14 protein-coding genes and 2 rRNA genes are annotated in these 18,700 nt (G+C 44.4%); 10 read left to right on the top strand and 6 right to left on the bottom strand.

Translation table 11 applies throughout. The annotated features are described in order from the left end of the window. Positions 1 to 135 precede the first annotated feature (135 nt). From HQQ94_RS00935 to def, 5 genes are read right to left on the bottom strand one after another with little or no spacing between them, the layout of a single operon-like run. Complete coding sequence (locus tag HQQ94_RS00935) at positions 136 to 1,578, bottom strand: TrkH family potassium uptake protein (RefSeq protein ID WP_173292681.1); 1,443 nt, start codon at positions 1,576 to 1,578, stop codon at positions 136 to 138. Between the two features lie 34 nt (positions 1,579 to 1,612). Continuing rightward, complete coding sequence (gene trkA, locus HQQ94_RS00930; protein ID WP_173292680.1) at positions 1,613 to 3,022, bottom strand: Trk system potassium transporter TrkA; 1,410 nt, start codon at positions 3,020 to 3,022, stop codon at positions 1,613 to 1,615. Positions 3,023 to 3,031: 9 nt separating this feature from the next. Beyond that, complete coding sequence (rsmB, locus tag HQQ94_RS00925) at positions 3,032 to 4,309, bottom strand: 16S rRNA (cytosine(967)-C(5))-methyltransferase RsmB (RefSeq protein ID WP_173292679.1); 1,278 nt, start codon at positions 4,307 to 4,309, stop codon at positions 3,032 to 3,034. 1 nt (position 4,310) lies between these two features. Next, entirely contained in the window at positions 4,311 to 5,273 is a 963-nt protein-coding gene (fmt, locus tag HQQ94_RS00920; RefSeq protein WP_173292678.1) for a methionyl-tRNA formyltransferase, read from the bottom strand. Positions 5,274 to 5,280: 7 nt separating this feature from the next. Beyond that, the gene (gene def / locus HQQ94_RS00915) at positions 5,281 to 5,790 is read right to left on the bottom strand and encodes a peptide deformylase (protein WP_173292677.1); all 510 of its coding nucleotides are present in this window, start codon (positions 5,788 to 5,790) and stop codon (positions 5,281 to 5,283) included. Positions 5,791 to 5,971: 181 nt separating this feature from the next. Between def and HQQ94_RS00910 the strand changes: the two genes are divergently transcribed. The 8 genes from HQQ94_RS00910 to HQQ94_RS00875 all read left to right on the top strand — a co-directional run bounded on the left by HQQ94_RS00910 (position 5,972) and on the right by HQQ94_RS00875 (position 12,492). Next, on the top strand, positions 5,972 to 7,081 hold the full coding sequence (locus HQQ94_RS00910) for a LysM peptidoglycan-binding domain-containing protein (protein ID WP_173292676.1): 1,110 nt from the start codon (positions 5,972 to 5,974) through the stop codon (positions 7,079 to 7,081). A gap of 132 nt (positions 7,082 to 7,213) precedes the next feature. Beyond that, positions 7,214 to 8,233: a DNA-processing protein DprA gene (gene dprA, locus HQQ94_RS00905; RefSeq protein ID WP_173296459.1), complete on the top strand. Its 1,020-nt coding sequence runs from the start codon at positions 7,214 to 7,216 to the stop codon at positions 8,231 to 8,233. 2 nt (positions 8,234 to 8,235) lie between these two features. Beyond that, on the top strand, positions 8,236 to 8,709 hold the full coding sequence (locus HQQ94_RS00900) for a DUF494 family protein (protein ID WP_173292675.1): 474 nt from the start codon (positions 8,236 to 8,238) through the stop codon (positions 8,707 to 8,709). A gap of 299 nt (positions 8,710 to 9,008) precedes the next feature. Then, positions 9,009 to 9,572, top strand: a complete 564-nt coding sequence (locus tag HQQ94_RS00895) for a topoisomerase DNA-binding C4 zinc finger domain-containing protein (protein WP_173292674.1) — start codon at positions 9,009 to 9,011, stop codon at positions 9,570 to 9,572. A 70-nt stretch (positions 9,573 to 9,642) separates the two neighbouring features. Continuing rightward, positions 9,643 to 10,200 carry an L-threonylcarbamoyladenylate synthase gene (locus HQQ94_RS00890; RefSeq protein WP_173292673.1) on the top strand — a complete coding sequence of 186 codons (558 nt, stop codon included), beginning with the start codon at positions 9,643 to 9,645 and terminating at the stop codon, positions 10,198 to 10,200. 20 nt (positions 10,201 to 10,220) lie between these two features. After that, positions 10,221 to 11,141 (top strand): oxygen-dependent coproporphyrinogen oxidase, encoded by a 921-nt coding sequence (gene hemF, locus HQQ94_RS00885; protein WP_173292672.1) that lies wholly within the window; start codon positions 10,221 to 10,223, stop codon positions 11,139 to 11,141. Between the two features lie 245 nt (positions 11,142 to 11,386). Continuing rightward, positions 11,387 to 12,202: a shikimate dehydrogenase gene (gene aroE, locus HQQ94_RS00880; RefSeq protein WP_173292671.1), complete on the top strand. Its 816-nt coding sequence runs from the start codon at positions 11,387 to 11,389 to the stop codon at positions 12,200 to 12,202. A gap of 11 nt (positions 12,203 to 12,213) precedes the next feature. Beyond that, on the top strand, positions 12,214 to 12,492 hold the full coding sequence (locus tag HQQ94_RS00875; protein ID WP_173292670.1) for a DUF1488 domain-containing protein: 279 nt from the start codon (positions 12,214 to 12,216) through the stop codon (positions 12,490 to 12,492). Positions 12,493 to 12,505: 13 nt separating this feature from the next. Here HQQ94_RS00875 and HQQ94_RS00870 read toward each other — a convergent pair whose 3' ends face one another. Next, positions 12,506 to 13,063: a gamma carbonic anhydrase family protein gene (locus tag HQQ94_RS00870; protein ID WP_173292669.1), complete on the bottom strand. Its 558-nt coding sequence runs from the start codon at positions 13,061 to 13,063 to the stop codon at positions 12,506 to 12,508. A 670-nt stretch (positions 13,064 to 13,733) separates the two neighbouring features. On the opposite strand from HQQ94_RS00870, the gene HQQ94_RS00865 reads away from it, so the two are divergent. Together HQQ94_RS00865 and HQQ94_RS00860 are read left to right on the top strand one after the other, a co-directional pair. Further along, positions 13,734 to 15,277 (top strand): 16S ribosomal RNA (locus HQQ94_RS00865). A 476-nt stretch (positions 15,278 to 15,753) separates the two neighbouring features. Beyond that, positions 15,754 to 18,658, top strand: a 23S ribosomal RNA gene (locus HQQ94_RS00860). The 16S and 23S rRNA genes sit together here, the layout of an rRNA operon. Positions 18,659 to 18,700: the final 42 nt, after the last annotated feature.

The raw sequence follows: 18,700 nt of genomic DNA, 5'->3' as shown, positions 1-18,700 counted from the left end.
TACTTCTATTTTAACTAGGAAACGTAAAATAACCGAAAGCAATGAACCAAGACATCTAAGATTACACTAGTCAACTTAAACCTGTTCATCAGCAGGCCAATCAAACATCAACCCAAATCGACCAAATACTTCGAACTAGTATTTCCAAAACTGAGGGTGAAACAGTACCGCGACGGTCAGTATTTCCAAGCGGCCTAGTAGCATGCCTATCGCTAATGCCCACTTAGCGACATCTGGAAGCGTTGAGAAATTTCCCGCAGGACCAATAATGTCACCTAGCCCTGGGCCGACGTTTGATACTGCTGTGATAGCCCCTGAAAAACTGGTCATAGGATCAAGCCCTGTTAACACGAGCACAATTGAAAGCAATACAATAACAAACACATATAGCAAGATAAAGGTGACTAGTGAGCGAACGATATCGTCGCTGATGACACGATGATTATAGCGCTCTTTAAATACCCCGCTAGGATGAAACTGTTGCTTTAGTTGCTCTCGCATGATGGCAACGGCTATTTGGAAGCGGAAAATCTTAATACCACCAGAAGTTGACCCCGAACAGCTGCCAGCAAACATGAGGAATAAGAAGGCGATGTTGGCTAATGCTCCCCATGCGGTGTAGTCAGTGAGTCCATAACCTGTGGTGGTGACAACTGACACCACATTGAAACTGGCTAATCGTAATGCATCTAAAGGGCTCATCTCGTGTCCGAGCCAGAGCCAAAACGCTAATCCAACAGAGACTGTGGAGATAAACAGGATAAAACCTTTTACTTGGTCATCATTCCATACCCATAGTGATCGTTGTTGGAGGCAGTTGACGAACATGAGTAATGGTAAGCCACCTGCCATCATAAAGATGACGCCAACCCAGTGGGCTTGATGTGAAAAAGCTGCCATTGAGCTGTCTGAAGTCGAATACCCCCCAGTCGAGAGTGTTGTCATAGCATGGTTTATCGCTTGAAACCAATTCATGCCAGATAGGTGATAAGCAACGCCGCATAATATAGTGAGTAAGATGTAGATGTAAAAAAGGTGCTTTGCCATATCTTGGGTTCTGGGAATGGCTTTATCGCTCCAGTCTGATGACTCTGTACGAAACAGCCTCATACCGCCGACATTGAGAAAGGGAAGTATTGCAACTGCCATAACAATAAACCCTATTCCCCCCATCCATTGCAATAGAGAGCGCCAGATCAAAATACTGTGATCCATGGTCTCTAGTCCTGATAGAACCGTTGATCCGGTTGTGGTGATCCCTGACATGGTTTCAAAAAAGGCATCGGTATAATTAATGCCGTGATACAAGGTAAAGGGCATAGCGGCAAAAAAACTGACGATAAGCCAGGTTAAACTGGTCAAGAGAAACATATCTCGGATATTGAGATTGATATTTTTACTACGCCCTCTATGTATACAAGCGCTGGCGCTGGTCCCTGTTATTAGTGACGAGATCATAAATGCCCCCACTGTTTCTTCACCATTAAAGAGGGCAAAGATGAGCGGGATAAACATAAATACTGTCAGTGTCGACAGAAAAATGCCTAAAATAAACAACAGAGGTCGAAGATTCAGCATAATGCCTCAATTCGTTGAAAAGCGACGCTAGTCATTAAAAGAAGAAAGCACTCGGTTGGAAGAGCTTTTCAACTTCACCAACAAACTTTTTGTTTACCAAGAAAAGAATAACATGATCGCCTTGTTCAATGATGGTGTTATCGTGAGCCATCAGTACTTCGTCATCCCTTACAATGGCACCAATTGTGGTACCTGGCGGCAACTTTATACTACTAATTTTTTTGCCTACCACTTTAGAGGTTTTAGCATCGCCATGGGCAATGGCTTCCATGGCCTCTGCTGCACCACGTCTTAGTGAATAAACATTACAGATATCACCTTGCCTGATATGGGTCAGTAGCGCTGAAATGGTTGCTTGTTGTGGTGAGATGGCAATATCGATATTGGCTTCCTGAACGATGTCGACATAGGCCTCACGCTGAATAAGCACCATTACTTTTTTTGCCCCCATGCGTTTAGCGAGTAATGCGGCCATAATATTGGCCTCATCATCGTTGGTGACGGCAATAAATACATCGGTTTGATCGATATGTTCTTCGAGCAGTAATTCTTGATCTGACGCGTCACCACAAAAAACAGTGGTATTTTCGAGCTTTTCCGATAGTTCTTCGGCTCGCTCCTGTTTGTGTTCGATAAGTTTGACTGAATGATTACGCTGTAGTTGTTTTGCCAGTCCTAAACCAATATTGCCACCGCCGGCTATCATAATATTACGGTAGGAATTATCCAGCTTTTGCATTTCACTCATCACTGCTCGTATATGACGACTGTCGGCAACAAAGAAAACTTCATCATCGGCTTCGATAATCGTGGTGCCTCTTGGTATGATCGAGCGCCCTTGCCTAAATATTGCTGCCACTCGGGTATCAATATTGGGCATATGTTCACGTAAAGCAGCCAGTGCATTGCCGACCAAGGGACCACCATAATAGGCGCGAACCGCGACTAAACTTAGGCGGCCTTCGGCAAACTCGAGTACTTGTAGGGCACCTGGATATTCCACTAGGCGACGAATATACGCGGTGACGAGTTGTTCTGGTGCAATGAGTTCATCGATAATAAAACCACCACGAGGGCCATTATTATTTTGCTTTGTTTCACTATTAATAAATAACTTATCGCGGTATGCCAAGTATTGCTCGGAGCGGATCCTGGCTATTTTTGTGGGCGTTCCAAATAAAGAGTAAGCAATTTGACAGGCCGCCATATTACACTCATCGCTATTGGTTACTGCGATTAGCATGTCGGCATCTTCTGCACCCGCTTCTTTTAGGGTGCTGGGGTGAGCGCCATTACCGACGACAACACGCAGGTCATATTTGTCTTGTAATGAACGTAATCTGCGCCTGTCATTATCGACAATGGTGATGTCGTTATTTTCGCCGACTAGGTTCTCAGCTAAGGTACCGCCCACCTGACCTGCACCTAAAATGATAATCTTCATGGCTGTGGTTTATCCCTTCACTAGGCGTGCGTAATAGAATCCATCCATATTGTCCATTCCTGGGGTGATCTGCCAACCGACAGTCATAGAGCTTGGCTGTTCTGGGATGGCTACCAGTGTGGCATCTTGTGTTCTTTCAAGAAATGCAGTGACTTGCTGTGCGTTTTCTTGAGGCAGAATAGAGCAGGTTGCATATAAAAGCGTACCGCCAGGTTTTAGCCACTGCCAGCAATGATCTAGAATCTTACTTTGCAATTGCACTAACTCTTCAATATCGCTTTGTTTTCTTAGCCATTTTATATCAGGATGGCGGCGTATTACACCGGTAGCAGAACAGGGAGCATCAAGTAGAATTCGGTCAAATTTCTCACCTTGCCACCAGGAGTCGATATCGGCGGCATCACCATGAACTAGCTTAGCATCGAGTGATAAACGGTCTAAATTCTGTTGTACTCGTTCGAGGCGGTTAGCATCAAAGTCGACCGCGACTAATTCGATATTGGTATGTTCTAATAAATGGCAGGTTTTTCCACCTGGCGCGGCACAAGCGTCGAGGACTAATTCGCCATCGACCGGAGCCAATAAGGTTGCTGCCCATTGAGCTGCACCATCTTGTACAGAGGCTGCACCGAGTTCGAATCCTGGGAGTTGTAGCACATCTTTAGGGCTGTCGAGTAAGATAGCATCACTACCTTCACCAGCGGATGCTGCAATATCAGCTTGGGATAATAGGGCTAGATATTCGTCTCGAGTTTGAGAACGTTTGTTATTGCGTAACCACATTGGTGGGCGCTGATGGCTGTTATCTATTACGGTTTGCCAGTTGTCTGGGTAAGCTTGTTGAAGGCGTTTAATCATCCAGGCTGGAGTGTTATAGGTTAACGTGTCATTGTCCGTGGGTAACGGTTTCTCTTGGCGTTGAATATTGCGCAATACCCCGTTGATCACTTTGACTAGTCCATCAAATTTCAATTGGCGACACGCTTCGGCAGTTTCTGAAATTGCGGCATGGCTTGGTATACGAGTGAAATAGAGTTGGTAGCAACCCACTAGCAGTAGTTGATGTAAAATTCTTTGCTTACCTTTAAGAGGTTTTGCCATACAATCACTGACAAGTTTGTCGAGTTGTGGCAGTTGGCGCATCACGCCATAACTTAGTTCTGCCAGCAAGGCTTTATCTTTACTATTTTCACACTGTTTTTGTTGTTCAGGTAGGGCGACAGAGAGTGAGTTGCCTTTTTCTAACACTTGAAAAACGACTTTTGCCGCTAGCGCACGCAAATTCATATTACTCTGCCTTGTCTATATTGTTTAAAAGTGTGCCGGGCGTGAACCATTCACCACGAGAGTTTAGGATATCACACACATTGAGTGATTTTTTTCCAGGCAATTGCATATTAAGCAAAGTGAGTACGCCTGTGCCAGTCGCGATCTCTATTCCTTCTTTACCTGCTGAAATAATAGTGCCAGGCATTGCTTTTGATTCAGACTGACTGACGTTGGCCTCTCTGACCTTGATGCTAGCATTTTGATGGGTAAAATGGCTTATAGGCCAAGGGTTGAAGGCTCTTATTTCACGCCAAAGTTGTTGAGCTGATTTGTTCCAATCCAGTTCAGCTTCTTCTCTACTTAGCTTGTCTGCATAGTTTGCCAGAGATTCATCTTGTTTTTCAGCAATGATGTCACCTTTAGCGAGACTCGCTAGTACCTCTATTAAGGCATCGGGACCTTGGTTGGCGAGTTTTTCATACAAACTGGCAGAAGTATCATTATCTTGAATTGGCAACTGAGTTTTTAAGAGCATATCTCCGGTATCGAGCCCAATATCCATCTGCATGATGGTGACACCGGTTTCTGTGTCACCAGCCCAAAGTGCACGCTGGATAGGCGCTGCACCTCGCCAGCGTGGCAAAATGGAGCCGTGGACGTTAATACAGCCTAATTTGGGGGTATCTAACACTATTTTAGGCAGAATAAGACCATAAGCCACAACAACGATAATGTCCGCATTGAGACTGGCCAATTCAGCTTGTGCTTGCTCATCCTTTAAAGATGTTGGTTGAAAGACGGGGATATTATGGTCAAGTGCGAGATGCTTAACAGGGCTGGCTTGTAATTTTTTCCCGCGTCCGGCAGGTTTGTCTGGTTGAGAATAGACGCCGATGACATTATGTTCAGAGTTTATCAGTGCCTGCAGGTGACGAGCCGCAAAATCTGGGGTGCCAGCAAAAATAATGTTTAATGATTCCAAGGTAGCGCTATCCTTTTTTTGCTAGGCGGTCGGCTTTTTCAAGTTTTTGTTTGATTCTTTGTCGCTTTAGCGGCGATAAGTAATCGACAAACAATTTACCTTTAAGGTGGTCTAATTCGTGCTGTAAGCAAATAGCGAATAAATCATCTGCTTCTAAAGTAAATTCATTCCCTTCGCGATCCAGTGCTTTTATTGTGACATGCTCTGCACGGTCGATGTCGGCATAGGTATCTGGTACTGAAAGGCAGCCTTCTTCATTTTTGAAATGACCACTGCTAGAGGTTATTTCTAAGTTAATGAAAACTTTGGGTCTTTCTACATCATCCTGAAGGTCCATCACAATCAGTTGGTGGTGAAAGTTGACTTGAGTTGCCGCAAGTCCAATGCCTTTTTCCTCATACATTGTGTCGAACATATTATCTATTTGTATTTGTAGATCTGCGTCAAATTTCATGACGGGTTTAGCTATTGTGCGTAATCTTTCATCGGGGAAACGTAAAACTTTTAATAAACTCATACATAAGCTCTTAACAAATATGCCAAATCATCATCAGTTAGTTATACTGACTTTAGTTAATGATTCAATTTTAATCCTTAGTGGCATTCAATAACAGCAAAAGCTCTCTATATATGCAAACTAGTTCAACGTTATTAGTATTTCACTGGAAAACGGAATTAGAAATCAACGTGCTATCAGCATGGAAAAAACCATGAAACGACTCATTTTATTAGTTTTAATGACATTTAGTAACATTATATCTGCAGATGAATTGATATTGAAACAAGGGCACCCTGATTCTTATGTTGTTGTTAAGGGGGATACGCTTTGGGATATATCAGAACGTTTTCTTAATGATCCTTGGCATTGGCCAACATTGTGGGGGGTTAATCCTCAAATAGCCAACCCACATCTTATTTATCCAGATGATACGCTAACCTTGGTTTTTATTGATGGTGAGCCAAGATTGGTGGTCAAGCCTCTAATACGTCAAAGCCCAGCTGGAAGAGTTCAAGCTAAAAGTGACGCGATACCCGCTATCGATCTTGCGCTAATAGCGCCTTATTTAACTCAAAACCGTGTCGTTGGCGGTAGCTGGTTTGCTGAGCAGCCCATGGTACTCGGTGGCGAAAGCGAATCTAAGCATCATATTGTGGGGGATATTATTTATATTCATAGCGAACTTGTTTTGGGCGATAAGTTTGGTGTGTACTCCGAAGGGCGTCAATTTAGCACTCCAGCAGGTGAGTCCCTTGGTCAAGAGGTTGTGTTAACTGCTAGCGGACGCGTTATTGAATCTGGTGCTATTTCTAAAATTAAATTACTGAGTAATTTCCGTGAAACTAAAGCTGGATATCGTATTTTACCTATTGAAGATGATTCTCTTATCTCTGCTTATTTTGTGCCTCAGGCTGCAACATTGCAAGAATCAGCCTCTATATTAGCGTCTGAAAAACACCTGCGAGAGATGGGAAAACTCGATGTTGTGTATCTTGATAAAGGCGTTAATGATGGTGTAGAACCTGGTCATGTATTCTCTATTTATCGAGATGGTATAGGGATTGTGATCGACAGTGATGGCGAGCCTGTTTTACCGAGTAATCGCAGCAGTTATCAGGAGTTATTAAGTGGAGCTTCTGCCGATAACATGATCAAAATGCCAGATATTTATCGTGGCAGATTAATGGTGTTTAAAGTATTTGAAAGAACCAGCCTTGGACTTATCATGGCGAATAACCAGACGGTTCGGGTTGATGATAAATTGATCCAGCCAGTTTCTTTGAATTTACTAAGAAGTTTTGTTAATTAAAATTAACACTTTAACTTTCAAAATCTTAACTTGTTAAAGAGGTAATGTATAACAGATAAATTGGTCGACTGGTTAGTTGTTAATGCAGTATCTGGGCTTGGCCCTGCTCGGATCCAACAGCTACTGAACTACATGGACGTAGAAGAACTTAGGCAGATGGTTGAGCATGAGAAGCATGCCTTACCTTTGCCAGAGAGTCTACTTGAGACCGATCTTGCTCCCGATTTTTCTCTGGTTGAATTGGCTTTAGAGTGGCAGCAGGCAGCAGATAATCACTCGATTATTTGTTTCGATGATCCTAATTATCCCAGTCTCTTAAAGCAGATATCTGCCCCACCTCTCATTTTATTTGTTAAAGGCCAATTGGATGCGCTTTACCCACCCTGTATTGCTATTGTTGGTAGTCGAGCTGCATCGAGAGCGGGTTTGCAGCTGGCTTATCAGTTTGGTAAAGAGCTGAGTGAATTAGCCTTTACTGTTTGCAGTGGTATGGCTGCAGGGATTGATGGCTCTGCACATCAAGGTTGTATTGATAGTGAAGGTCGAACCTTGGCTGTTTTAGGTACCGGGATCGATATTGTTTACCCGAAACGTCATCGCCAAATATATGAAAGTATTCAAACAAATGGAGCTGTTATTAGTGGGTTTTGGCCAGGCACTAAGCCTTTTCCAGGTAATTTCCCGAAACGTAATCGCATTATTAGCGGTTTATCTTTAGGTACCTTAGTTGTCGAGGCTTGCAGGAAGAGTGGTTCGTTAATCACAGCAAGGCTAGCTTTAGAACAGGGAAGGGAGGTTTTTGCTATTCCTGGCAGCATATTGGCTGAAAATAGCCAAGGGTGCCATGATTTAATTAAAAATGGGGCAAAACTTGTAGAGAATGTGGCCGATATAATAGAAGAAGTATCAGCTTTATGTGATTTTCACCTTGAAGAATTGAGAAGTCGTCACCATATAGGGGGTGAGAACACTTCTGATTTGCCATTTGCCTCACTGTTAGCTAGTGTTGGGTATGAAGCCACACCAATTGATGTCGTGGTTGAGCATAGTGGAAAAGCCATAGAGTTAGTATTAGAGCAAATGCTTGAACTTGAGCTACAAGGTTGGGTCGCTGTAGTGCCCGGTGGTTATGTAAAAATAAAGAGGAGCTAGCCATGTTTGATATCCTCATGTATCTGTTTGAAAACTATGTTCACAGTGAAGTTGAATTTCTCGTGGATGAAGATGAGTTAACGCAAGAGCTGACTCGTGCTGGCTTCCACCAGTCCGAAATTATTAAGGCTCTATCTTGGCTCGAAAATTTAGCCGAATTACAGGAGGGAGACAAGCCTTACTTATGCAACCATGCTCAACATTCCTTTAGAATATACACGAAGGATGAGATGAATAAACTCGATGTCGAGAGTCGTGGCTTTCTTTTGTTCCTAGAGCAAATTGAAGTTTTGAGTGTAGTCACTCGTGAGATGGTTATTGATCGTGTAATGGAGCTGGATGAAAGTGCGCTTATTCTCGAAGATCTAAAATGGGTTGTGCTTATGGTATTGTTTAACGTGCCGGGTAACGAATCAGCCTATGAACAGATGGAAGATCTCATTTTCGAGCAGCCTGATGGCAGACTTCATTCGTAGTGAGTGACATATTATAGTGGTAAAGAGAGGAGGCTTAAGCCTCCTTTTTTGTGCCTGGAACACTTATGCCCATTTGCCATGGGTGGTAACAAATGTACTTTGTGTCTGGAACACTTATGCCCATTTGCCATGGATGGAAACAAATGTGCTTTGTGTCTGTTTTATGCAAACAGAATAAGTCGGTAAGGATAAGGGTTCAAGGAGCTCTGAGGTGTACTTAATCATTAGTGCGAAGAGAGTATTTCCCTGTATGGTCATAACTTGGTAAAATATAGCCATAGAAGGTAAATGAGATTAGCATGTCTAAGGTCGATCAACAGCTATTTAGCTCTCATGAGCACGCACTTGAGAAGGAGTATGAACTTTGTCCCAAGTGTGGCAGTGAATTGTCAGTAAAAAATAGTAAACATGGTGGTTTCATTGGCTGCAATAACTATCCTAATTGCGATTATACCAGACCATTGGTTCAGCATGAGTCAATAGAGACTCAAGTTATTGAGGGCTCATCTTGCCCTGAGTGTGGTAATGAACTTGCGGTTAAATCTGGCCGGTTTGGTATCTTCATCGGTTGCACTCATTATCCGGAATGCAAACATATTGAAAAACATGATCAAGAGGAAGCTGGTAGCGAAATCCCTTGTCCTATTTGTAAGCAAGGCCATGTTGAGCATAGAACTAGCCGCTTCGGGAAAACTTTCTATGCGTGTAGTGGCTACCCTAAGTGTAAATTTCTGGTCAACTATCCACCTGTCAATGAAGCGTGTCCTGATTGTTGCTTTGGTATTTTAGTTGAACGAAAAGGTGCTGCAGGTTCGCGCGTTGAGTGCCCGCAAAAACAGTGCAAGTATAAACGAGCCATATAGTTGACTGATTTTACCCAGTATCATCAAGCTCTTTAAAGTAGCCATTAATGGCAGGTTATTGGATTTTTCTATGTTAGAACAAGCCCCAAGTGCAGCGAAGCAAATTATATATAAAGGTGGGGTAATAGCTTATCCTACTGAAGCCGTTTATGGATTAGGTTGTGATCCTGATAATGATTCAGCGATTACTCGCTTATTAGCTTTAAAGAAGCGACCTTGGGAAAAAGGACTGATACTCGTCGCCAGCGATTATGAGCAGTTGCGTCCTTATATTGATGAATCTAAATTAAGTGCAGAGCAACTGGAGTACGTGCTTAGTAAGTGGCCTGGACCGTTTACCTTTATCATGCCAAGTAAACCAGGGATATCAAATTTACTTTGTGGTCATTTCAGCTCGCTTGCTGTCAGAGTCTCTTCTCATCCTACGATTCAAACTATATGCCAACTAATTGGCAAACCATTAGTTTCTACTAGTGCCAATCATTCAGGTGAAGAGCCTGCTATGAGTAGTGATGAAGTCATCGTTAAATTTTCAGGTGAAATAGATGCCTTGATCGCAGGCTCGCTTGGGGGGAATAGTAAGCCTTCAACAATCATTGATGCCATCAGTGGTAATATATTGCGTTAGTTAATACACAAGGAAATATTATGTCTGTACCTAACACAAGTGCAGTAAAAGCATTTTTACTCGATCTCCAGCAGCGAATTTGTATGGGATTAGAGGAATTAGATGGTGAAGCACAGTTTAAAGCTGATTCTTGGGAGAGAGAAGAGGGAGGCGGGGGGACTAGCCGTGTATTAACGCAAGGCAAGGTATTTGAACAAGCTGGTGTCAACTTTTCTCATGTGACAGGCGCATCTATGCCTGCGTCTGCGACCGCTCATAGACCCGAGCTTGCTGGGCGTAGTTTTGAGGCCATGGGGGTTTCTTTAGTTATACACCCTAATAATCCTTATATCCCTACTACACATGCCAATGTTCGGTTCTTTATTGCCTCGAAAGAGGGCGCAGATCCAGTTTGGTGGTTTGGTGGTGGATTTGATTTGACACCTTATTATCCATTTGAAGAAGATGTGATTGAATGGCATCAACACGCCTATGATATTTGTCTTCCTTTTGGTAAAGAGGTTTATCCTAAATATAAGAAATGGTGTGATGATTATTTTTATCTGCCTCATAGAGATGAAAATCGTGGTGTCGGTGGCCTTTTTTTTGATGATTTAAATGCTACTGGATTTGACACTAGTTTTGCATTTATGCAGGCTGTGGGTAATGGTTTCTTAACGTCTTATGCTCCAATTGTGGACCGTCGTAAAGAGATTGAATACGCTGAGAAGCAGCGGGACTTCCAACTTTATCGACGTGGTCGGTATGTTGAGTTTAATTTGGTTTATGACCGAGGTACATTGTTCGGTTTACAGACGGGGGGGCGAACTGAGTCAATTTTAATGTCGCTTCCACCACTTGTTCGCTGGGAATATGCATATAGTCCAGAGGACAATTCTCCTGAAGCCTTGCTTTATACCGATTTTCTTAAACCAAAAGATTGGTTGTTATTAGATAAATAAAGAGAGCTGGTGGGTCCAAATACCTACAGAATCTCTTTGGAAATGTATTTTTTACTAAGATGGTTTAATGGTCATGCATTCATCGATTGTAGATCAGAGCTATCTAATCTATTTAATATAGGTTAATTGGTTATTAATAATGATAGTTAGCGGGCAGATAATTGCACATTGATATTCAATCGAATAACTTGTTAGAGAATGAATTTGAGTTACATTAGTTTTTTCTGAAGTAGAGAGTGACAAGCATGACCGAACGATATGCAGTATTTGGTAACCCAATAGCGCACAGTAAATCCCCTAAGATTCATTCTATGTTTGCGACACAGACAGCCCAATCATTAAGCTACGAAGCGATTCTAGCGCCTAGGGATGAATTTGAGTTAAGTTTCAGAAAGTTTACTGCTAATAACGGCCTCGGGGCTAATGTTACCGTGCCATTTAAAGAATATGCTTTTGCTTTGTGCGATGAACTGAGTGAGCAAGCTGAACTCGCTGGTGCAGTGAATACCTTATCGGTTTTATCTAATGGCAAAATTCGAGGTGATAATACCGATGGTCTTGGGTTAGTAGCAGATTTAAAAAGGAGTATAGGCAGTCTTGCTGGACTTAATGTCTTATTAGTCGGCGCGGGGGGGGCTGCCCGAGGTTGTGTTTTACCATTATTGCAATCAGATATTGCAGAACTCACCATAGTGAATCGTACTCATACAAAGGCTGAAACATTAGCGGATATATTTAATGATTATGGCCATGTGAAGACTTTACCGATAAATCATACTGGACAAAGTTACGATTTGATTATTAACTCCACATCTTCAAGCTTAACAGGCGAAGTTCCAAACATAAGCCCTGAGACGATTGCAGCGCACACCGTCTGTTACGATATGATGTACGGCAGTGTTGCTACAGCATTTAATGTATGGGCCGTGAAGCAGAATGCTAATCGGGTTATTGATGGTTTAGGTATGTTGGTTGGTCAGGCGGCTGAAAGCTTTTTAATTTGGCGTAAAGTCATGCCTGAAGTCGAGCCTGTTTTGATTCAACTAAGATCAGAACTTTAATCGAGAGTGAGATGAACCAAAGTATTTTATTTCCAGATTTACAAAATTGGGATCGACAAAACCAAGTGGTCATTTTCCCTGTTCAAGTGCAGGGGGTGAATGTTGAATGCCAGATAAGCTTAGCTAAACTTGTTTTGTTATCAGCAATCAGTATGGAAGCTAATCAGCAAGATATGGAAACACAGATCTTAGCGTTATTTGATGAGTATCGATTTGATATAGAAGAAGAGGTTGAAAAACTCATCGAACAAGAGTTATTCGATGAGTATGGAAAAGTGCTACTACTATAGCATCTGGCGTATTTTATTCACCTTCTTGTAAATATGTATTTTTTAATCTGACATAGTTTTCTGCAGATTCAGGTAAAAATGCTAACTCGGTTTTTGTTAAGGGGCGGATTTGCTTAGCTGGGCTGCCGACATATAGAAAACCAGTTTCTAGTACCTTACCTGGCGGTACGAGTGAGCCAGCACCTAGAATGATATTATCCTCAATAATCGCACCATCTAATATGATAGCGCCCATTCCAATGAGAATACGGTTACCTAGGGTACACCCGTGTAGCATGGCCTTGTGACCAATAGTGACCTCGTCACCAATAAGTAAAGGATTGCCATCAGGTTTAGCGTTGGACTTGCGACTGACATGCAGTACTGTGCCATCTTGAATATTTGTGCGTTTACCTATTTTGATATAATTGACATCACCTCGTGCTGCGACTAAAGGCCAAACACTTGAATCATCATCAAGTGTGATGTCACCAATCAGTATGCAAGCTTCGTCGATATAAACACCGCTTTTAAGTGTGGGAATGATTCCTTTAAATGAACGTAATGACGTTGTTTTTTTCGTAATAGTCATTATAAACTCCTTAACATTGCTTTTTGGGCATTATAAAGCTTAAAAAGTGACTCGTCAGGATGTTTTATCATCAAACAGTATGGTAAGAGGTTTTTAAGTGAAAAAAGCGCTTGTACTCTGCGGTGATATCCCTATAATGCGCAACCACTGACACGGCACAGCAGGCCAACGAGGTAGCGTAAACGCTAAGGAGTAAGGGACTTGCAGCAGTGCTAGAGATTGAGATTTCAATAGAAAGCTTAGTCAGGTGAAAAGCGGTTTAAGTGGTTCATTGATGTAGCCTAACACGAAAGTGTACAAGAAAGCGTCAGTTGAAAATCTTCTTAAAATAAGCGCTTGACGCCAACAATGGAGAGTGTAGAATACGCCTCCTCAAGCCAACGACCTAGCGTCTAACGGCAGTACCTGAAAGATTGGTACTAACGCTCTTTAACAATTTGAGACAAGAAATCTGTGTGGACACTCACAGTGTATTGAGTTATTCGAAACTGCCTCTTTTTTCTAGTAAAAAGTGAGGCAGTCAAAAAATTTCTCAATGAATGAGTGTTCATAGATTCGAACCTAGTTTGAATCAATATGTACAATCGTTGTTAACACTCTTATGAGTGTTGTCAATGAAATCAGAATTCATTGAGCCGCTGAGTCCTTAACGGGGTTTAGCAAAAAACTTTAATTGAAGAGTTTGATCATGGCTCAGATTGAACGCTGGCGGCAGGCCTAACACATGCAAGTCGAGCGGAAACGAAGATAGCTTGCTATCAGGCGTCGAGCGGCGGACGGGTGAGTAATGCCTAGATATCTGCCTAGTCGTGGGGGATAACAGTTGGAAACGACTGCTAATACCGCATACGCCCTACGGGGGAAAGGAGGGGACCTTCGGGCCTTCCGCGATTAGATGAGTCTAGGTGGGATTAGCTAGTAGGTGAGGTAATGGCTCACCTAGGCGACGATCCCTAGCTGGTCTGAGAGGATGATCAGCCACACTGGGACTGAGACACGGCCCAGACTCCTACGGGAGGCAGCAGTGGGGAATATTGCACAATGGGCGAAAGCCTGATGCAGCCATGCCGCGTGTGTGAAGAAGGCCTTCGGGTTGTAAAGCACTTTCAGCGAGGAGGAAAGGTTGGTCGTTAATAGCGGCTAGCTGTGACGTTACTCGCAGAAGAAGCACCGGCTAACTTCGTGCCAGCAGCCGCGGTAATACGAGGGGTGCAAGCGTTAATCGGAATTACTGGGCGTAAAGCGTACGCAGGCGGTTTTTTAAGCCAGATGTGAAAGCCCCGGGCTCAACCTGGGAATTGCATTTGGAACTGGGGGAACTAGAGTCTTGTAGAGGGGGGTAGAATTTCAGGTGTAGCGGTGAAATGCGTAGAGATCTGAAGGAATACCGGTGGCGAAGGCGGCCCCCTGGACAAAGACTGACGCTCATGTACGAAAGCGTGGGGAGCAAACAGGATTAGATACCCTGGTAGTCCACGCCGTAAACGATGTCTACTCGGAATTTGGTAACTTAGTTACTGGGTTCCCAAGCTAACGCATTAAGTAGACCGCCTGGGGAGTACGGCCGCAAGGTTAAAACTCAAATGAATTGACGGGGGCCCGCACAAGCGGTGGAGCATGTGGTTTAATTCGATGCAACGCGAAGAACCTTACCTACTCTTGACATCCTCAGAACTTACCAGAGATGGTTTGGTGCCTTCGGGAACTGAGAGACAGGTGCTGCATGGCTGTCGTCAGCTCGTGTTGTGAAATGTTGGGTTAAGTCCCGCAACGAGCGCAACCCTTATCCTTATTTGCCAGCGAGTTATGTCGGGAACTTTAGGGAGACTGCCGGTGATAAACCGGAGGAAGGTGGGGACGACGTCAAGTCATCATGGCCCTTACGAGTAGGGCTACACACGTGCTACAATGGTCGGTACAGAGGGTTGCAAAGCCGCGAGGTGGAGCTAATCTCACAAAGCCGGTCGTAGTCCGGATTGGAGTCTGCAACTCGACTCCATGAAGTCGGAATCGCTAGTAATCGTGGATCAGAATGCCACGGTGAATACGTTCCCGGGCCTTGTACACACCGCCCGTCACACCATGGGAGTGGGCTGCACCAGAAGTAGATAGCTTAACCTTTCGGGGAGGGCGTTTACCACGGTGTGGTTCATGACTGGGGTGAAGTCGTAACAAGGTAGCCCTAGGGGAACCTGGGGCTGGATCACCTCCTTACCTATACGACTAACTCAATATTTGCTGAGTGTTCACACAGATAACTTGTTCTTGTTAGAGCGAGTGGCACGCCTTTACGGTGATGCTTGTTCTTTAAAAATTTGGAAAGCTGATAGTGTTAATGTGAAAGGGACAGTGAATGGCTTATGTTATAGGTTGTTTGTTGTTAATAGCATTAATGCGAAAATAAATAATTGAGTTCTCAAACACTTAAATCAAGTGCGGAATAATTTACCTTAGGGTGATGAGTTCAAGAGTATTCTTTTGGCGAAAGTAAACACCATTAGTTGCGATACATCTCGTTCAAACTACCCGTTTGAACAATAGATAATATTAGCGCAGCGAGTTTTGTCTTAGGCAAGGCGCGAAAGTGAGCGAGAAAGGCATGTAGCAGCGCTACATAACTGACAAGCGAACTTGAGTAACGCCGCATAAGGGCAAAGTAGCAAGCGAAAGAAAACCTATGTGGGTTGTATGGTTAAGTGACTAAGCGTATACGGTGGATGCCTTGGCAGTCAGAGGCGATGAAGGACGTAGTAACTTGCGAAAAGCGTTGGCGAGCTAGTAACAAGCATTTGAGCTAACGATATCCGAATGGGGAAACCCACATGCATAAGCATGTATCACGACATGAATACATAGTGTCGTGAGGCGAACCCGGGGAACTGAAACATCTAAGTACCCGGAGGAAAAGAAATCAACCGAGATTCCCCTAGTAGCGGCGAGCGAACGGGGATTAGCCCTTAAGTCTATGGGGTGTTAGTGGAATGTGTTGGAAAGCACAGCGGCACAGGGTGATAGCCCCGTACATGAAAACTAACCATAGATGAAAACGAGTAGGACGGGACACGTGACATCTTGTCTGAACATGGGGGGACCATCCTCCAAGGCTAAATACTCCTGACTGACCGATAGTGAACCAGTACCGTGAGGGAAAGGCGAAAAGAACCCCTGTGAGGGGAGTGAAATAGAACCTGAAACCGTATACGTACAAGCAGTGGGAGCGGTTCTTGAGACCGTGACTGCGTACCTTTTGTATAATGGGTCAGCGACTTACATTTTGTAGCGAGGTTAAGCGAATAGCGGAGCCGTAGGGAAACCGAGTGTTAACTGCGCGTTTAGTTGCAAGGTGTAGACCCGAAACCCGGTGATCTATCCATGGGCAGGTTGAAGATTGAGTAACATCAATTGGAGGACCGAACCGACTTATGTTGAAAAATGAGCGGATGACTTGTGGATGGGGGTGAAAGGCCAATCAAACCGGGAGATATCTGGTTCTCCTCGAAAGCTATTTAGGTAGCGCCTCGAGCGAATACCATTGGGGGGTAGAGCACTGTTAAGGCTAGGGGGTCATCCCGACTTACCAACCCTTTGCAAACTCCGAATACCAATGAGTACTACTCGGGAGACACACGGCGGGTGCTAACGTCCGTCGTGAAAAGGGAAACAACCCAGACCGTCAGCTAAGGTCCCAAAGTTATTGCTAAGTGGGAAACGATGTGGGAAGGCTTAGACAGCTAGGATGTTGGCTTAGAAGCAGCCATCATTTAAAGAAAGCGTAATAGCTCACTAGTCGAGTCGGCCTGCGCGGAAGATTTAACGGGGCTAAGCAATACACCGAAGCTACGGGTGTGCATCTTTGATGTACGCGGTAGAGGAGCGTTCTGTAAGCCGTAGAAGGTGAAGGGGTAACCCACGCTGGAGGTATCAGAAGTGCGAATGCTGACATGAGTAACGATAAAGGGAGTGAAAAACTCCCTCGCCGAAAGACCAAGGGTTCCTGTCCAATGTTAATCAGGGCAGGGTGAGTCGACCCCTAAGGCGAGGCCGAAAGGCGTAGTCGATGGGAAACGGGTTAATATTCCCGTACTTCTGCTAACTGCGATGGAGAGACGGAGAAGGCTAGGCTAGCGCGGCGTTGGTTGTCCGCGTTTAAGGTAGTAGGCAGTATTCTTAGGCAAATCCGGGAATACGCATTAAATTGCGATGCTGAGAGCTGATGACGAGTCACTAAGGTGATGAAGTAGTTGATGCCATGCTTCCAGGAAAATCTTCTAAGCTTCAGGTTAGTAGGAATCGTACCCCAAACCGACACAGGTGGTTGGGTAGAGAATACCAAGGCGCTTGAGAGAACTCGGCTGAAGGAACTAGGCAAAATGGTACCGTAACTTCGGGAGAAGGTACGCTCCTGTTGGTGATAAGACTTGCTCTTTAAGCTGACGGGAGTCGCAGATACCAGGTGGCTGCAACTGTTTATCAAAAACACAGTACTGTGCAAACTCGCAAGAGGAAGTATACGGTATGACGCCTGCCCGGTGCCGGAAGGTTAATTGATTGGGTTATCTTCGGAGAAGCTCATGATCGAAGCCCCGGTAAACGGCGGCCGTAACTATAACGGTCCTAAGGTAGCGAAATTCCTTGTCGGGTAAGTTCCGACCTGCACGAATGGCGTAATGATGGCCACGCTGTCTCCAGCCGAGACTCAGTGAAGTTGAAATTGCGGTGAAGATGCCGTATACCCGCGGCTAGACGGAAAGACCCCGTGCACCTTTACTATAGCTTGGCACTGAACATTGAACCTACATGTGTAGGATAGGTGGGAGACTTTGAAGTTGGGACGCTAGTTCTGATGGAGTCAACCTTGAAATACCACCCTTGTAGTTTTGATGTTCTAACTCTGGCCCCTGAATCGGGGTTGAGGACAGTGTCTGGTGGGTAGTTTGACTGGGGCGGTCTCCTCCCAAAGAGTAACGGAGGAGCACGAAGGTTGGCTAAGTACGGTCGGACATCGTACGGTTAGTGCAATGGCATAAGCCAGCTTAACTGCGAGACATACACGTCGAGCAGGTACGAAAGTAGGTCATAGTGATCCGGTGGTTCTGAATGGAAGGGCCATCGCTCAACGGATAAAAGGTACGCCGGGGATAACAGGCTGATACCGCCCAAGAGTTCATATCGACGGCGGTGTTTGGCACCTCGATGTCGGCTCATCACATCCTGGGGCTGAAGTCGGTCCCAAGGGTATGGCTGTTCGCCATTTAAAGTGGTACGCGAGCTGGGTTCAGAACGTCGTGAGACAGTTCGGTCCCTATCTGCCGTGGGCGTTGGATGATTGAAGGAAGCTGCTCCTAGTACGAGAGGACCGGAGTGGACGAACCGCTGGTGTTCGGGTTGTTATGCCAATAGCATTGCCCGGTAGCTACGTTCGGAATCGATAACCGCTGAAAGCATCTAAGCGGGAAGCGAGTCCTAAGATGAGTCATCCCTAGGGATTTAATCCCTTTAAAGAGCCGTTCGAGACTAGGACGTTGATAGGCAGGGTGTGTAAGCGTTGTGAGGCGTTGAGCTAACCTGTACTAATGACTCGTAAGGCTTAACCATACAACCCAGATGGGTTTTACTTCTAAGAAGTTTGTGGTTAAT

Origin of the sequence: Shewanella sp. VB17, assembly GCF_013248905.1 — a bacterium.
Classification (GTDB): domain Bacteria; phylum Pseudomonadota; class Gammaproteobacteria; order Enterobacterales; family Shewanellaceae; genus Shewanella.
Note: the sequence above shows the minus strand (reverse complement) of the source record. Positions and strands in the feature narration are given on the sequence as shown.

What these genes read in the sequence shown, in the direction of transcription:
- HQQ94_RS00935 (WP_173292681.1), bottom strand. Translation starts at nt 1,578, where the DNA reads ATGCTGAATCTTCGACCTCTGTTGTTTATTTTAGGCATTTTTCTGTCG.
- trkA (WP_173292680.1), bottom strand. Translation starts at nt 3,022, where the DNA reads ATGAAGATTATCATTTTAGGTGCAGGTCAGGTGGGCGGTACCTTAGCT.
- rsmB (WP_173292679.1), bottom strand. Translation starts at nt 4,309, where the DNA reads ATGAATTTGCGTGCGCTAGCGGCAAAAGTCGTTTTTCAAGTGTTAGAA.
- def (WP_173292677.1), bottom strand. Translation starts at nt 5,790, where the DNA reads ATGAGTTTATTAAAAGTTTTACGTTTCCCCGATGAAAGATTACGCACA.
- HQQ94_RS00910 (WP_173292676.1), top strand. Translation starts at nt 5,972, where the DNA reads ATGGAAAAAACCATGAAACGACTCATTTTATTAGTTTTAATGACATTT.
- dprA (WP_173296459.1), top strand. Translation starts at nt 7,214, where the DNA reads ATGGACGTAGAAGAACTTAGGCAGATGGTTGAGCATGAGAAGCATGCC.
- HQQ94_RS00900 (WP_173292675.1), top strand. Translation starts at nt 8,236, where the DNA reads ATGTTTGATATCCTCATGTATCTGTTTGAAAACTATGTTCACAGTGAA.
- HQQ94_RS00895 (WP_173292674.1), top strand. Translation starts at nt 9,009, where the DNA reads ATGTCTAAGGTCGATCAACAGCTATTTAGCTCTCATGAGCACGCACTT.
- HQQ94_RS00890 (WP_173292673.1), top strand. Translation starts at nt 9,643, where the DNA reads ATGTTAGAACAAGCCCCAAGTGCAGCGAAGCAAATTATATATAAAGGT.
- hemF (WP_173292672.1), top strand. Translation starts at nt 10,221, where the DNA reads ATGTCTGTACCTAACACAAGTGCAGTAAAAGCATTTTTACTCGATCTC.
- aroE (WP_173292671.1), top strand. Translation starts at nt 11,387, where the DNA reads ATGACCGAACGATATGCAGTATTTGGTAACCCAATAGCGCACAGTAAA.
- HQQ94_RS00875 (WP_173292670.1), top strand. Translation starts at nt 12,214, where the DNA reads ATGAACCAAAGTATTTTATTTCCAGATTTACAAAATTGGGATCGACAA.
- HQQ94_RS00870 (WP_173292669.1), bottom strand. Translation starts at nt 13,063, where the DNA reads ATGACTATTACGAAAAAAACAACGTCATTACGTTCATTTAAAGGAATC.